The following is a 13968-nucleotide window of genomic DNA, read 5'->3' as shown; positions in this document are numbered from 1 at the left end:
CTGCAGGGTGCCTTGCCCCTCACCCGGATTGCGCCGGACGATGCTTCGCATCGCCGGAGGCAATCCGACCTCTCCCCGCAAAGAGCGGGGAGAGGTTAAGAAGCGCCACCGCGAACGATTAGCTGATCATCGGACGTTAGGGACGCGCCGCTCCCTCGCTCCCTCGCCCCGTTCTTACGGGGAGAGGGTGGGGTGAGGGGCTGCGTCCGCGAGCTCGATCTGGATTGTAGGCCTCAATATTTCGGCTCGTACATCTGCGACTGCACCAGGGCCTTCACATCGTTCGGCGCAGGACCATCCGCGAGCCCGCGCTGGTACGCGACATCCGCCACAGCCGCCGCGATCTTGGCCGAGACCTCGCGGATGCGCGGGAGGGCCGGATAGAGGCTGCCCTGGGCGAGATCCTCCTTGCCGACGCAATCGGCGAGCGTATGGGCCGCCGCCATGAACATCTCGTCGGTGACGAGCTTTGAGCGGCTGGCGATGACGCCGAGGCCGACGCCGGGGAAGATGTAGGAATTATTGCCCTGGCGCGGCACGAAGGTGCGGCCGTTGAGCTTCACAGGATCGTAAGGGCTGCCGCAGGCGAACAGCGCGCGGCCCTCGGTATAGCGATAGGCATCCTCCGCCGAGCATTCGGCCTTCGAGGTCGGGTTGGACAGCGCGAACACGATCGGCTGCTCGTTGAGCCCGGCCATCGCCTTGAGCACCTCGGGCGTGAAGGCGCCGCCGACCGCGGCGACGCCGATGATCGCCGTCGGCTTCAGCGTCTGGATCGCGGTGAGGAAGTCGGCGATCGGCGCCTGCTCGGTATGGGCATAGCGCAGCTTGTGCCCGTGCAGGCCGTCGCGGCCGCTGACGACGAGCCCGCGGGAATCCACTAGCCAGTTGCGACGGAGTGCTTCGGCTTCCGTTGCGCCCTCTGCCATCATCGCGGAGACAACCAGGTCGGCAATGCCGGTCGCCGCCTCGCCCGCGCCGAGGAACAGGATCTTCTGGTCCTTCAGCTTGCCGCCGGAGACGCGCAACGCCGAGAACAGGCCGGCCAGCGCCACCGCCGCGGTGCCCTGGATGTCGTCGTTGAAGACGCAGGCTTCATCCCGGTATTTGTGCAGCAGCTTGAACGCGGAGTGATTGGCAAAGTCCTCGAACTGGATCAGCACGCCCGGAAAGGTTTTTCGCGCGGCTGTCACGAATTCATCGACAAAGCTGTCATAGGCCTCGCCGGTGAGGCGGCGTTCGCGCAGGCCCAGATAATAGGGATCCGCCAGCAGCTCTTCGTTGTTGGTGCCAACGTCCAGAACAATGGGCAGGCAAGCTTCCGGATGCACGCCCGCGCAGGCCGAATAGAGCGAGAGCTTGCCGACCGGAATGCCCATGCCGTTGGCGCCGAGATCGCCGAGGCCCAGAATGCGCTCGCCGTCGGTGACCACGATCAGCTTGGCGGAATTGGGCCAGTTCTTCAGGATGTCCGCGATCTGGCCACGATCGCGCGAGGAAATGAACATGCCGCGCGGCCGCTGGTAGATCAGACCGAATTTCTGGCAGGCGAGCCCGACCGTCGGCGTGTAGATGATCGGCTGGATCTCGTCGATATTGTCGACGACGACGCGGAAGAACAGCGCCTCGTTGCGGTCATGCAGCGCGTTCAGCGCGACGAATTTTTCCAGATCCGTCGGCAGCATGCGCAGATTGGTCAGCACGCGTTGAGCCTGCGTCTCCATCGTCAGCACGCAGGGCGGCAGCAGGCCGCGCAGGCCGAGCGTATCGCGCTCCGCCTCCGTGAAGGCGGTGCCCTTGTTGAGCAAGGGATCGCGCAGCAGCGCGATGCCGTGCGCGGTGTCGGATGAGGTCGAATGGGCGCTGACCCGAGCAGGTCTATTCACGAAATCCCCCAGGGAGTTTCTTATTGAAGGGCGGCCATTGTCGGCCAGCGCTCCCCCGAGATCAAGGACGCAGCAACCAGCACATCGATTGTGATCTCGCACCGCAGCGAGGCTAGGCGCGAGAGATCACTCGCGACAATAGTTAACGCGCGCGGCACGCGTCCCGAACCATGAAGGCTCAGCAATCGCATATGATGTGCACGACGCTGCGGCATCGGCAGCCCACTCCCTCTCCCGCTTGCGGGGGAGGGCTGGGGTGGGGGTGTCTCCGCGTCGGGATTGCCGCGAATTGCGGAGGATATCCCACTGCGGAGAGAGCCCTCACCCGCCGTGCTCGGGACGATGCTGCGCATCGCCCGGGGCACGTCGGCCTCTCCCGCAAGCGGGAGAGGCGGAGCAAGCCCGCAGACAATCCCCGTGAAATCCGCTACTCCGGCTTGATATCCGCAGCCTTCACGATCGGCCACCACTTTTCCGTTTCGGCCTTCTGGAAGGCCGCCAGCGCCGCGGGCGATTGCTGCTCGACCGGCGGAATCTCCTGCCCCAGCTCGCCAAACCGCTGTTTCACCGCGGGATCGGCAAGCACAGTGACGATGGCGGCATTGAGCTTCGTGACGATGTCCCTCGGCGTGTTCTTCGGTGCCCAGATGCCGTGCCAGTAGGAAATATAAAGCCCGGGCAGGCCCGCCTCGTCGACCGTCGGAATGTCAGGCGCGGAGGCAAGCCGTGTCGGCGATGTCACCGCGAACGCCTTGATCGCACCGTTCTTGTATTGCGGGAGCGAGTTCGAGGCCTGGTCGAACATGATGTCGATCTGGCCGGCGACCAGATCGATCATGGCAGGCCCGGCACCGCGATAGGGCACGAACTGGAAGTCGGTGCCGGTCTTCTCCTTGAAGAAGACGCCGGCGACATGGGCGCCGGTGCCGGCACCGGCGGTGCCTGCGGTCGCCTTGCCGGGATTGGCCTTCAGCCAGGCGATCATCTCCTTCAGGTTGTTGGCCTCGAGCGACTTGCGGCCGACGATGAGCTGCGTGCCCATCGCGATGGTCGCGACCGGCTCGAAATCGGCGAGCACGTCATAAGGCAGCTTGAAGATCGCGCCGTTGAGCACATGGGTGCCCCAATGGCCGATGGTGATAGTGGTGCCGTCAGGCGTCGCGCGCGCAACGCGGGCGCCGGCGATGCTGCCGGAGGCGCCGGCGACGTTCTCGACGACAACAGTGGTATGCAGCTCTGCAGCGACGCGCTCGGACAGAATTCGCGCGAGCGTGTCGGTCGGGCCACCGGCCGCGAACGGCACCACGAGCGTGATGGGGCGCGATGGAAAGGGTTGAGCGGTCGCGGGCGCGGCCGCACATCCGAGCAACGCGCAAATGACGATCACATGACCGCTTAATCCGGCCCACAGCCCCCGCATCGTTCTCTCCCACGCTTTTACCGCCCGCATGTTGTCAGCGGGCTGGAGGTGAGAGTGAACGATGCCGTATGCGCAGAGGCAAGCGGTAAGTTGACCGAGCCCTACCCTGCCGCGCGCCGCGGCGTGAGGTTCGCGACATGGTCGGCCGGCGGCGCGACATGCATCAGAATGGTCTGGGTCGCGGATGCGACTTCGATGCCGTGCTGCTGGAAGCGCAGCTTCATGCGGCGGTTGAATTCGCGCTGGACCGGCCAGCGGCCGGCCTCGGTGCAGCGAATCTGGCCGACGATCGACACCATGGCGCCGTCGACCTTGTCGATGCCCCAGAGCTCGAGATCGCCGCGGATCAGCGCGCGGAAATCCGGCTCGCGACGCATCTCCTCGACGATGTCCTTGAGGATCTGCCCGGCGCGGTCGGTGTCCTCCTTGTAGGCGACATTGACGGAGACCGAGGCATTGCCGGCGCCGCGGCTGGCATTGGTGATGGTCGTCACCGCGCTGAACGGCACGATATGCACGGCGCCGTCACCGGCGCGAAGACGTATCGTTCGAATGGAAACGTTCTCGACCACGCCTGACAGGCCCGACACGCTGACGGTGTCGCCGACCTGCACGGTGTTCTCCAGCAGCAGGAACAGGCCGGTGATGAGATCCTGCACCAGCTTCTGCGAGCCGAAGCCGACGGCGATGCCGACGATGCCGGCGCCCGCGAGCAGCGGCGCGACATTGACGCCGATCTCGCTCAGCGCCGTCAGCCCCACGACCGTCGCGATCAGGCAGAGCAATGCGGTGCGCAGCATCGGCTGGAAGGTGCGCAGCCGCGCGGCGCGGGCATAGTGGCCGTCGCGGGACAATGTGTTGATCTGACGATCCAGCAACGCATTGCTGATTTCCCAGATGGCGGCCGCGATGAACACGGCAATGCCGATCGTCGCCACGGCCGAGATCAGCTGGCCGCCGATCTGACCGCCATAGAACCAGACGATGGCATCGACGCCCCAGACCTCGAGCACGGCCACCAGGCCGATGAAGGTGATCACGCCGGAGACGACCTTGCGGAGCAGCGGCAGATAGCGGTTGGCGCGAACCTCCAGTCCCGGAAAGCGCTGGAGGATTTCCGGCTTGATGCGAAAACCGCGGTCGATCAGGCCCAGCGTCAGCATGATGGCAACGCGCGTGAGCAGCGCCACCACGATCGTGCCGACGAAATATTGCAGCAGCAGCGAATAGCCGTTGCGGATGTTGAGCGCCCACACCGCCCACAGCGCGAGATCGAGCGCAATGGCCAGATAGTGCCAGCCGCCGGCGATGCGGTTGCGCAGGCGCGCCGCGATGCCCTGCCGTTCGGCCGGTGCGCGAATGGCCTCGGCGACCTGGCGGCGGCATTGCAGGATGATGACGACGATGAAGAGATGCACGACCAGCATCACCATGCGCAGCAGTGCCGCATAGCCGGCGCGATGCAGGCCGAGCAGCAGCGCGACATTGGCAAAGGCAATGCCGGTGACGCCGACGCCGACAATGCGGCGCGCCCAAATCTCGATATAGGCCGCAGTCTCGGCGCGCACCGGAAACAGGCCGAACGGGCCTGCCAGCGCCCGGACCACGCAGATGAGCCCGCGCGAGAACGCATAGGCATTGACGACCGCGAGGATCACGAGACGGGCCGTCATGGGCTCGCCGATCTCCGTCCCGAGCAGCGCGGATGCAACGCCCATGAGGACGAATACGGGAAGCAGTTCGAGCAGGAGGCGCCCAAGCACGAAGGGCAGCCGCAGCATCACCTGCCAGATCCGCGCAAGGTTGTGGCGGCGTCTGTGCAGCTCAGGCGCAGGTGTGACGTCGGCCACCGAGGACGGCGGATCGGCGATCGGCAGCGCCTGTGCCGGCAGGCGCGCGGTTTGCGGTATGCGTCCTTCCAGGAACGCGACCGGCCGCCGGATCAGGCGGAACACCACCCATTCAGCGGTAAGCGCGCAGCCGAGGACCAGCGCGAGCTTCCAGGCGATCTCGATCAGGAGATTGTAAGCCGAGGGATCGTTGGCGGTGCGCACGATCCAGTAATAGAACGCCGGAAAGTGCGTGAGCGTTCGCGCCATATCCGCGACTTCGCGCGACATCTCGCCGATCTCCTCCGACACCGTGAGCAGGAGCTGCGCGCCGAGGCCGTCGGCCGATAGCGGGATCGGCGATTTCGGGTCCGGCTGCTGCTGACCGGAGGCCGTCGCGATGGCGCGCAGCGTGTCGATCATCTGCGCGCGCTTCTTGTCATCCTGAAGCGTGTCCAGCGCACGTTTGGCTTCGTCAGGCGACAGTGCGGCGGCATTGGTGGCAGCCGGCGTCTGCGGCTCGGCACGGACACTGGAGAGAGACGAGATGGCGAGGAAGATGATGGCGAGAAGCGCCGGGGCAAGCTTATGCGACACGCGGATTCCTTGAAAAAATGAACGCGCCGGCGGCGACGAAATCGTCGACGCTGAAGCACTGCGTCATGTCGGATGGCCGCTATTCGCCTGCGCCCTGTGTCGGAAGTTTGCCGATGAGGCGACAATCTCTTGGCATTTGCTGCGATGCGGGAAGCAGAAGCGTCGGGTTCTGATGCAGCGATATGCCGATTGGCGGATGCTCGCCCACTGGATCAGTCCGACCCACTCGCATCCAAAACGCACAGCGCCGGGCAGGTAGGGGCTCTGCCTCACTGATGCAGCCCTCTAGTCCTGGACCCGGCGTGCCGTTCGCGGTTTCTGCCGCTATGCGATAGTCCGAACGAGCTCCATCGCACTTAACGCGGCTGGATTTGCGGAGGTGGTGTCATAGACCTCCCCTTGCTCATGAGGTGGACGTTACGCGTCGCTTTGTTCGCGACCATGGGGATGGTCCTCCCATGACATAAAACTGTCAAGCGGGATCAATGGCACTCAAATCACATTTGGCGACATGTTCCGCGCTGCTCCGCGACATGCGCGAATGACAAGGCGAGGCTTGCAGCCCGACCGACCTTCGGCGATGATGACACCATACCGCTGTTTTGCCCGACGTGTCAAGCCAAAATTCTAAAAATCCGAACTGCGGCCCGAGCCACGCCCCCCGCCCGCCGCCAACCCATTGATTTCCCCATCACCGGCTACTGTGCATGGGGTTGTTTTCGGATTTTCATTTCGCCCGCTTCTTGCCGCCCTTCCCCTCCCGCTCCAGCGCCTTGCGCACCGCGTCGAACTCCGCCAGCGACGCCTTGTCGGCGCGGGGAAAGCGCAGGTCGAGCTTTTCGAGCGCGGCATTGATCACCGAGCCGATCACGACGCGGGCGAACCATTTGTGATCGGCCGGCACGACATACCATGGCGCATGCGGCGTGGAGGTGTGCCGGACGATGTCCTGATAGACCGCCTGGTAGCGCGGCCACAGCGCCCGCTCCTTGATGTCGTCCATCGAGAACTTCCACTGCTTGGCCGGCTCCTCCAGCCGGTCGAGGAAGCGCTGGCGCTGCTCCTCCTTCGAGACGTTGAGGAAGAATTTCAGCACCACGGTGCCGTTGCGGCAGAGATAACGCTCCCAGGCCGAGATGTCCTCGAAGCGTTCCTTCCAGATGCTCTTGGTGACGAGCTTTGCCGGCAGCTTCTCCTTGGCGAGGATCTCCGGATGCACGCGCGTCACCAGGCACTCCTCGTAATGCGAGCGGTTGAAGATGCCGATATGGCCCCGCTCGGGCAGTGCGACGGCGTGGCGCCAGAGGAAGTCGTGATCGAGCTCCTTGCTGCCCGGCGCCTTGAAGGCCGTGACTTCGCAGCCCTGCGGATTGATGCCCTCGAAGATCGCCTTGATCGCACTGTCCTTGCCGGCGGCGTCCATGGCCTGGAACACGATCAGCAGCGACCAGCGATCCTGGGCGTAGAGCTTCTCCTGGAAGTCGATCAGCCGCTTCTTGTTGGCGTCGAGCAGTTCCTGCGCCTCCTCCTTGTCGAGATCGCCCTTCACGTTGGTCTTGTGGTCCTTGAGATGAAACTTGCCCGAGCCATCGTAGCGGAACGGCGTGATGTAGCGGTCAAGTTCCTGGGCCAGTGATTTGGACGGCTTCTTGCTCATGAGCGCGTGGCACCTTGGGTTGCGGCTTCAAACGGTCGAGCACGCTACCAAGGATGCCCTTGGGAAGGAATATGATGAAGAGCACCAGCAGCACGCCGTAGACGAGGTTGTCCCAGCCGACCGCCTTGGTGCCGAAGCCGATGCGCAAGGTCTCTGCCAGCAGGATGGTGATGATGGCGCCGACGGTCGGGCCGAGCGAGACGAACAGGCCGCCGACGATCGCGGCGAACACCATCTGGAGCGACACCGCAATGCCGCTGACGGTGTCGGGCGTGATGAACATCTGGTACTGGCAGTAGATCGCACCCGCGAGCGCCGTCATCAACGCGCTGATCAGCGTGATCTTCAGCTTCTCGGCGGTGACGTTGACGCCGGCGGCGGCCGCAGCATCCTCGTCCTCCGAGATCGCCTCCAGCGCGTAGCGCGCCATGCTGCGGTCGACCCAGTGCCAGACCAATATGCCGAACAGCCAGATCCCGAGCGCGATCAGGTACCAGGTGGTCTTGTCGTCGAATTGCAGCGCCAGCAGCTTGTTGCCGGAGGCGCGGTTCGGCGTATAGCCGAGCGAGCCGCCGGTGTAGTCGCGCGTCGCAGTGATGACCTGGAGCACGATGCCCGACAGCGCCAGCGTCACCAGCACGAAATAGTGCCCGGTGATGCGGAAGCGAAAACATGGATAGCCGACAATCAGCGCCAGGATGCCTGCCGCGACCATGCTGATGGGGATGCCGATCCAGGGCGACAGTCCCAGGTGATTCCACAAGAGCGCGGTGACGTAAGCGCCGATTCCCATGAAGCCGCCATGGCCGAGCGAGACCAGGCCGAACCGCCCCATCATCGACCAGGATGTGTAGGCGAACGACCAGATCAGGATCAGCACCAGGATGTGCAGATGATAGGGATCGCGATAGAGGAACGGCAGCGCGACCAGGGCCGCCAGCGCCACCGCCCAAGCCGCAAGCCGCCCCTGCCCGATCATCGGCGCCTCGCAAGCAGGCCCGCGGGCCGGATGAACATCATGACGATGAAGAAGGCGAAGGCGAGCACGTAGCCCCATTCGAGATCGGAGAACAGGCCGCCGAGCGAGATGATCTCGGCGAACACGAAGGCAGCGATGAAGCCGCCGATGAAATTGCCGAGGCCGCCGAGCACGCAGATCAGGAACGTGATCGGACCGAAAGACAGCCCAACGAAGGGATGCACGTCATATTGCAACACCAAGAGACAAGCGGCGAGCCCGGCCAGCGCGCCGCCGAGTGCGGAGGTGATGAGATAGATGCGCCTGGTGTCGACGCCCATCAGCGCCATGATCTGCCGGTCCTGCGAGATGGCGCGGATCGCAGTGCCGGTGAATGTCCGCGTCATGAACAGATAGACCGCGACCATGCCGACCAGCGCCGCCAGGAACGACAGAAGTCGTGCATAGCTGAAATTCATGTCGCCAAAGGCGAGCACCGGCAGGCGGATGCCGAGATTGCGGAAGTCGATGCCGAAGGCGACGGTGGCAAAGCTCTGCAGCACGAACAGCACGCCACCGGTCGCGAGCAGCTGGTTGATCGGCGGCGCGGTGAGCAGCGGCGCGATCACGAGGTAGTGGAGCAAGGCGCCGAGGATCGCGACCAGCAGGATGGTGAGCGGCGCGGCAACAAAGTAGCTGACGCCGTAATACTGCACCATGAAGTACATGGCGTACATGCCGATCATCACCAGCTCGGCGTAACAGATCCAGGTCACGTCGATGACGCCGAAGATCAGATTGAGCCCGAGCGCGAGCAGCGCCAGCACGCCGCCGAGCAGGATGCCGTTGATCACGGCCTCCAGCAGGTAGATGTCGAAAATGTCCAGGAACGCCTGCATGCCCATCACACCCCGAGATACGCTTCCTTGACCGTATCGCTCGCCAGCATCTCCGCCGAGGTGCCTGAGCTGCGGATCGTGCCGGCCTCGATCAGATAGGCGCGGTCGACCACCTTCAGCACCTGCTGCACGTTCTGCTCGACGATCAGCACGGTCAGCCCGCGGCTGCGGATCCGCCTCACCAGCTCGAACACCTGCTGCACCACGACCGGCGCCAACCCCGCCGAGGGCTCGTCGAGCAGCAGCAGCGTTGGATTGGACATCAGTGCGCGGCCGATCGCGCACATCTGCTGCTCGCCGCCGGACATGGTGCCGGCCATCTGACGGCGGCGCTCCCTCAGGCGCGGGAACAGGTCGAACACGACCTCCAGCCGTTCGGCATAATGGCCGCGCGCCTCCTTCATGAAAGCGCCCATCTTGAGATTGTCGTCGACCGTCAGTTGCGGAAACAGCCGCCGGTTCTCCGGCACATGCGCGATGCCGAGGCTGACGATCTTGTGCGGCGGCGTTGCCACGACGTCGACGCCCTGCATGGTGATCGACCCGCGTGTGGGGCGGATCAGGCCGGAGATGACGCGCATCAGCGTGGTCTTGCCGGCGCCGTTGGGGCCGATCACGCCGACGGCCTCGCCCGCCCTGACGTCGAGATTGACGTCGAACAGCGCCTGGAAGGTGGCGTAGCCGGCATTGACCCCGCGAAGCTCCAGCATCATTGCCCTCCCGCCCGGCGACGCGCTTCGGCCGCTGCGGCCTGCGTGGTCTCGGCATCAGTGCCGAGATAGACCTCGATGACGCGCGGATCGCGGGCGACCGCGCTTGGCAGGCCTTCGGAGATCTTCTCGCCGTGATCGAGCACCATGACGCGATCGACGACGCGCATCAGCACGCCCATGATGTGCTCGACCCAGATGATGGTGATGCCGAGCTCGTCGCGGATGTTGCGCAGCATGTCGGCGGCCTGATCCATCTCGGCCTCGTCGAGGCCGCCGAGGCTCTCGTCGGCAAGCAGCAGTTTTGGCGCGGTGGCGAGCGCTTTCGCCAATTCGAGTTTCTTCAGACCAGCCGCCCCTAAGCCATCGACACTGGCATGGCGATCGGTTGGCAAGCCGACCATCGCCAGCGCGCGCTCGGCCGCTTCTTCTGCCTTGATGCGGCTGTGGCGGCCCTGCCCATAAAAGCCGGCGAGGGCCACGTTCTCGAAGATGGTCAGGCGGCGGAACGGCCGCGGAATCTGGAAGGTGCGGCCGATGCCGCTGTTGATGATCCGGTGCGGCGCGAGGCCCGCGATCTCGTGGCCGCCGAACAGGATCGACCCCGACGTCGGCGCCAGCGTGCCGGAGAGCATGTTGAAGATCGTGCTCTTGCCCGAGCCGTTGGGGCCGATCAGGCCGAGGATCTCGCCCTGCTCGACCCTGAACGACACGTTGTTGACCGCGGTGAAGCCGCCAAACCGCTTCACCAGCCCGCTGACCTCCAGCACCTCAGCTCTCCGCCGCTACTGGTTGCTATAGGTGGTGCCTTTCGGCAGCGGCAGTACGGCCTCGCGCTGCGCCTGGCTTTTGGGCCACACCACGGAGGACTTGTCGTCGATGTACTGGATCACGACCGGGAACGAGCGCTCGTTCTGCCCGGACATCGGCGTGCCCTCGCCGTAGAACTTGACGCCGAAGCCGAGCATGGTGCCGCCCTCGGGAATGTCGGTGTCGAGCGCCGCCTTGCGTAGCGCATCGGGATCGACCCCGCCGTACTTCTTGATCGCGCGCGGCAGCACGTCGCTCATGAACACATAGGTGTTGGACGCGCCGATGCCCACATGGGCCGAACGAATGGCGACGCCAGGCTTGATCTTGTCGAACTCCTCGCCGACCATCTTGATCACGGGCGGAAGCTTCGGATCCATCGTCTTCTGGTTGGCGAGCCAGATCGAGATCGGGTCGGTGTTGAAGATATAGGCGGCGTCCGCGCCCATGCCTTCCTTCAGCTTCTCGTAAACGCCGTAGCCCGCGCCATGGCCCATCAGTGCGCCGAACTTCAGCCCCTGCTCGCGAGCCTGGCGCAGCAGCAGCGTGATGTCGGGGTTGTAGCCGGTGTGGAAGATCACGTCAGGTTTTGCGCGCTTCAGCTTGGTCACCAGCGCAGACAGATCGGGCGCGGTGGCCGAATAGCCCTCCTTCATCACGACATTGAAGCCCGCCTTCTTGGCGCCGACCTCGTTGCCCCTGGAGACGTCGACGCCGTAAGCGCCATCCTCGTGGATGATGGCGACGCGCAGGTCCTTCGGCTCTTTGTCGAACTTCGCCTTCGCATTCTGCGCGATGAAATCCATCGTCATCATGCCGAACTGGTCGCCGCTCGCCTGCGGACGGAAGACGTATTTGTATCCCTTCTCGTTGAACACGGCCGACGAGATGCAGGTCGTCATCCACATGAACTTCTTGAGCTGCTCGACGCGCGCGGCCACCGGCACGCATTGCGCCGAGGAGAAGAAGCCGAGCACCATGTCGACCTTCTCCTGCTCGAGCAGGCGGACGGATTCATTGATGGCAATGTCGGGCTTGCTCTGCGCATCGGCATAGACCGCCTCGATCTTGTAACCTTCGACGCCTGTCTTGGCGAAGTGATCCAGGATGATCTTGGCGCCGACATAATTGAGCTCGGAACCGCCACCCGCGAGTGGTCCGGTCAAATCGAAAACGACGCCGATCTTGATCTTCTTCTCTTGAGCTTCGGCCGAAGCCATCAAGCCCGTCGCAGCTATCGCGACCAACAGCCCATGGACCAAGCGGGCAGCCATGCGCAGGCGCATCTAAACCTCCCTGGACGATTGTGCATTGCAGCTTCTTGCTTTTGCTTTTTGCCCATCACATGGGCTGAGCGAAGCGATGTCAAGCCTCGCGCGTCAGCGCGAGGCGAACTGCTGCTCGACGAAAGCCGTGACAAATCGCGGCATGGACGCCGTGAGATCACTCAGCCCGCGCACGAGATGGATGGCCGACAATTCAGGCTCGGCCTCGCGCGCCAGATTGGCCTCGATCCGGGCACGGGCCGCCTCGCCCGGCATGTCGAGGTTGATGATCTGAATCATTGCAATCGACGGGCCGGCGGCGACACAGTGCCAGCCCGGCTCGATTCCGTAGTCGGCCGCGGTCAGGCCGGTCTCTTCGCCGAGCTCACGAACGACGCTGCCGGCAATATCGAGCGCCCCGTCCCTGACATCGTCGAGATCCGGCGTGCCCGAGGGGAAATAGATGCGGCCCGCATTGGCGGTGTGATGCGCCATCTCGCCCATGACGAAGGCGCCGTCCGAGGCGCGCAGCGCGCCCATGCCAAAGCCGTTGAACACCGATTTGTCCGGGTAACCCCAGTCGCGCCAGGCGAGGAAGCTTGCAAAATCCGTCTCGAAATAGGTGGCAGTGAGATGGCCGTCCGCGACCACGGCATCGCGCCCGAGCAGGACGCGGCCGTTCCAGATCTTCGGCCGCTCGCGCTGCTTCTCGATGAAGTGCGCCGCGATCTCGGCGCGGCGCTCCTCGGCAAACGGCCAGACGATCGGTCGCACGGCAAGATCGAGCGTCGTGACGCGATGAATGACCGGTGACGTCATGACGCCTGATTATACTGCTTTCGCGTCAGTTATTTGGCGCTCCCCGTGGTCTTCTTGGCCTGTTCGACGAACTTGTTGGTGAAGGTCTTGCTGACGTCGATCTTGGCGTTGGCGACCTCCGGCGAGCCGACGCTGAACACCGCGAGCACGGCATCCGCGCCCTTCGGATCCATCTTGCCGGTTTCCGAGAACATCGGGATCGTGTTCTTGAGTGCGGCGAGATAAAGATCCTTGTTCTTGCCGACCATCTCGTCCGGCATCTTCGCCATGATCTCCTCAGGGCTGTGGGAGTGAATCCAGGCGATCGTGGCGAGCATGGCGTTGGTGAGCGCCTGCGTTTCCTTCTCGTGGCCGTTGATCCAGGCCACGGTCGAGTACAGCGCGCCGCCCGGATATTCGCCGCCGAAGGTCTCGAGCGTGTCTTTCTGGGTGCGGGTATCGCTGAGAATGCGCAGATCCTTGTGGCTGCCCTGGAGCACGGTGACGGAGGGGTCGAGCATCACGGCCGCGTCGAGCTGCCCCTGCTCCATCGCGGCGACGGCGGTCGCACCCAGACCGACGCCGATCACGGCGGTGCCGGCGGGATCGAGCCCATTCTTCTTCAAGAGATACTTCAGGAAGAAGTCGGTGGAGGAGCCGGGCGCACTGACGCCGACCTTCTTGCCGGCGAGGTCCTTCACCGATTTGATGTCGTTCGTCCGCGAGGGCGCGACCACCAGCACGAGGCCGGGATAGCGATCATAGACCACGAAGGCCTGAAGCTCCTGCTTCTTAGCGGCGAGGTTGACGCAATGGTCGAAATAGCCGGAGACGACATCGGCGCTGCCGCCGAGCACGGCCTTGAGCGCGTCCGAGCCGCCCTTGAGGTCGACCAGCTCGACATTCAGGCCCGCCTTCTCGTACTCGCCGAGTTGCTTGGCCAGCACCGTCGGCAGATAGCACAGGCAGGCGCCGCCGCCGACCGCGACAGTCACCTTGCTCTGCGCCGCGGCAAATCCGGTGGTGAGCGTCAGCGCCAGCAGTACGCCGGCGAGCCTGGCAATCGTGTTCTTCATTGGTTTCCTCCGTTCGGCTGGCGGCACCATAGAGCAGCGGGACCGGCTTGAGAAGCACCGCCT

At 64.3% G+C, this 13968-nt stretch carries 10 protein-coding genes and 1 pseudogene; all 11 read right to left on the bottom strand.

Annotated features, from left to right (window positions below):
• Positions 1–233 precede the first annotated feature (233 nt).
• The 11 genes and pseudogenes from HYH08_RS13705 to HYH08_RS13655 all read right to left on the bottom strand — a co-directional run bounded on the left by HYH08_RS13705 (position 234) and on the right by HYH08_RS13655 (position 13905).
• Positions 234–1886 carry an NAD-dependent malic enzyme gene (locus HYH08_RS13705; protein ID WP_220010331.1) on the bottom strand — a complete coding sequence of 551 codons (1653 nt, stop codon included), beginning with the start codon at positions 1884–1886 and terminating at the stop codon, positions 234–236.
• Between the two features lie 427 nt (positions 1887–2313).
• Positions 2314–3306 carry a Bug family tripartite tricarboxylate transporter substrate binding protein gene (locus HYH08_RS13700; RefSeq protein ID WP_220010330.1) on the bottom strand — a complete coding sequence of 331 codons (993 nt, stop codon included), beginning with the start codon at positions 3304–3306 and terminating at the stop codon, positions 2314–2316.
• Between the two features lie 101 nt (positions 3307–3407).
• Positions 3408–5732 carry a mechanosensitive ion channel domain-containing protein gene (locus HYH08_RS13695; RefSeq protein ID WP_220010329.1) on the bottom strand — a complete coding sequence of 775 codons (2325 nt, stop codon included), beginning with the start codon at positions 5730–5732 and terminating at the stop codon, positions 3408–3410.
• A 698-nt stretch (positions 5733–6430) separates the two neighbouring features.
• Positions 6431–7389: pseudogene (locus HYH08_RS13690) on the bottom strand (polyphosphate kinase 2 family protein).
• Entirely contained in the window at positions 7349–8368 is a 1020-nt protein-coding gene (locus tag HYH08_RS13685; protein ID WP_220010327.1) for a branched-chain amino acid ABC transporter permease, read from the bottom strand. The pseudogene HYH08_RS13690 and the gene HYH08_RS13685 overlap by 41 nt, the downstream one beginning before the upstream one ends.
• Positions 8365–9246, bottom strand: a complete 882-nt coding sequence (locus tag HYH08_RS13680) for a branched-chain amino acid ABC transporter permease (RefSeq protein ID WP_220010326.1) — start codon at positions 9244–9246, stop codon at positions 8365–8367. Before HYH08_RS13680 ends, HYH08_RS13685 begins: the two co-directional genes overlap by 4 nt.
• A 5-nt stretch (positions 9247–9251) precedes the next feature.
• Positions 9252–9956, bottom strand: a complete 705-nt coding sequence (locus HYH08_RS13675; RefSeq protein ID WP_220010416.1) for an ABC transporter ATP-binding protein — start codon at positions 9954–9956, stop codon at positions 9252–9254.
• Positions 9956–10726: an ABC transporter ATP-binding protein gene (locus tag HYH08_RS13670; RefSeq protein ID WP_220010325.1), complete on the bottom strand. Its 771-nt coding sequence runs from the start codon at positions 10724–10726 to the stop codon at positions 9956–9958. The genes HYH08_RS13675 and HYH08_RS13670 overlap by 1 nt, the downstream gene beginning before the upstream one ends.
• Positions 10727–10741: 15 nt before the next feature.
• On the bottom strand, positions 10742–12052 hold the full coding sequence (locus tag HYH08_RS13665; RefSeq protein WP_220010324.1) for an ABC transporter substrate-binding protein: 1311 nt from the start codon (positions 12050–12052) through the stop codon (positions 10742–10744).
• Positions 12053–12145: 93 nt separating this feature from the next.
• A complete protein-coding gene (locus HYH08_RS13660) occupies positions 12146–12850 on the bottom strand; it encodes an NUDIX hydrolase (RefSeq protein WP_220010323.1) in 705 nt (234 codons plus the stop codon).
• A gap of 29 nt (positions 12851–12879) precedes the next feature.
• The gene (locus HYH08_RS13655; RefSeq protein WP_220010322.1) at positions 12880–13905 is read right to left on the bottom strand and encodes an ABC transporter substrate-binding protein; all 1026 of its coding nucleotides are present in this window, start codon (positions 13903–13905) and stop codon (positions 12880–12882) included.
• Between the last annotated feature and the right edge of the window lie 63 nt (positions 13906–13968).

Origin of the sequence: Bradyrhizobium sp. BR 10289 (genome assembly GCF_019455385.1) — a bacterium.
In the GTDB taxonomy this organism is placed as follows: domain Bacteria; phylum Pseudomonadota; class Alphaproteobacteria; order Rhizobiales; family Xanthobacteraceae; genus Bradyrhizobium.
The sequence above is the reverse complement of the archived record's forward strand: the minus strand, read 5'-3'. Positions and strand labels throughout refer to the sequence as shown.

What these genes read in the sequence shown, in the direction of transcription:
- HYH08_RS13700 (WP_220010330.1), bottom strand. Translation starts at nt 3,306, where the DNA reads ATGCGGGGGCTGTGGGCCGGATTAAGCGGTCATGTGATCGTCATTTGC.
- HYH08_RS13685 (WP_220010327.1), bottom strand. Translation starts at nt 8,368, where the DNA reads ATGATCGGGCAGGGGCGGCTTGCGGCTTGGGCGGTGGCGCTGGCGGCC.
- HYH08_RS13680 (WP_220010326.1), bottom strand. Translation starts at nt 9,246, where the DNA reads ATGCAGGCGTTCCTGGACATTTTCGACATCTACCTGCTGGAGGCCGTG.
- HYH08_RS13675 (WP_220010416.1), bottom strand. Translation starts at nt 9,956, where the DNA reads ATGCTGGAGCTTCGCGGGGTCAATGCCGGCTACGCCACCTTCCAGGCG.
- HYH08_RS13665 (WP_220010324.1), bottom strand. Translation starts at nt 12,052, where the DNA reads ATGCGCCTGCGCATGGCTGCCCGCTTGGTCCATGGGCTGTTGGTCGCG.
- HYH08_RS13660 (WP_220010323.1), bottom strand. Translation starts at nt 12,850, where the DNA reads ATGACGTCACCGGTCATTCATCGCGTCACGACGCTCGATCTTGCCGTG.
- HYH08_RS13655 (WP_220010322.1), bottom strand. Translation starts at nt 13,905, where the DNA reads ATGAAGAACACGATTGCCAGGCTCGCCGGCGTACTGCTGGCGCTGACG.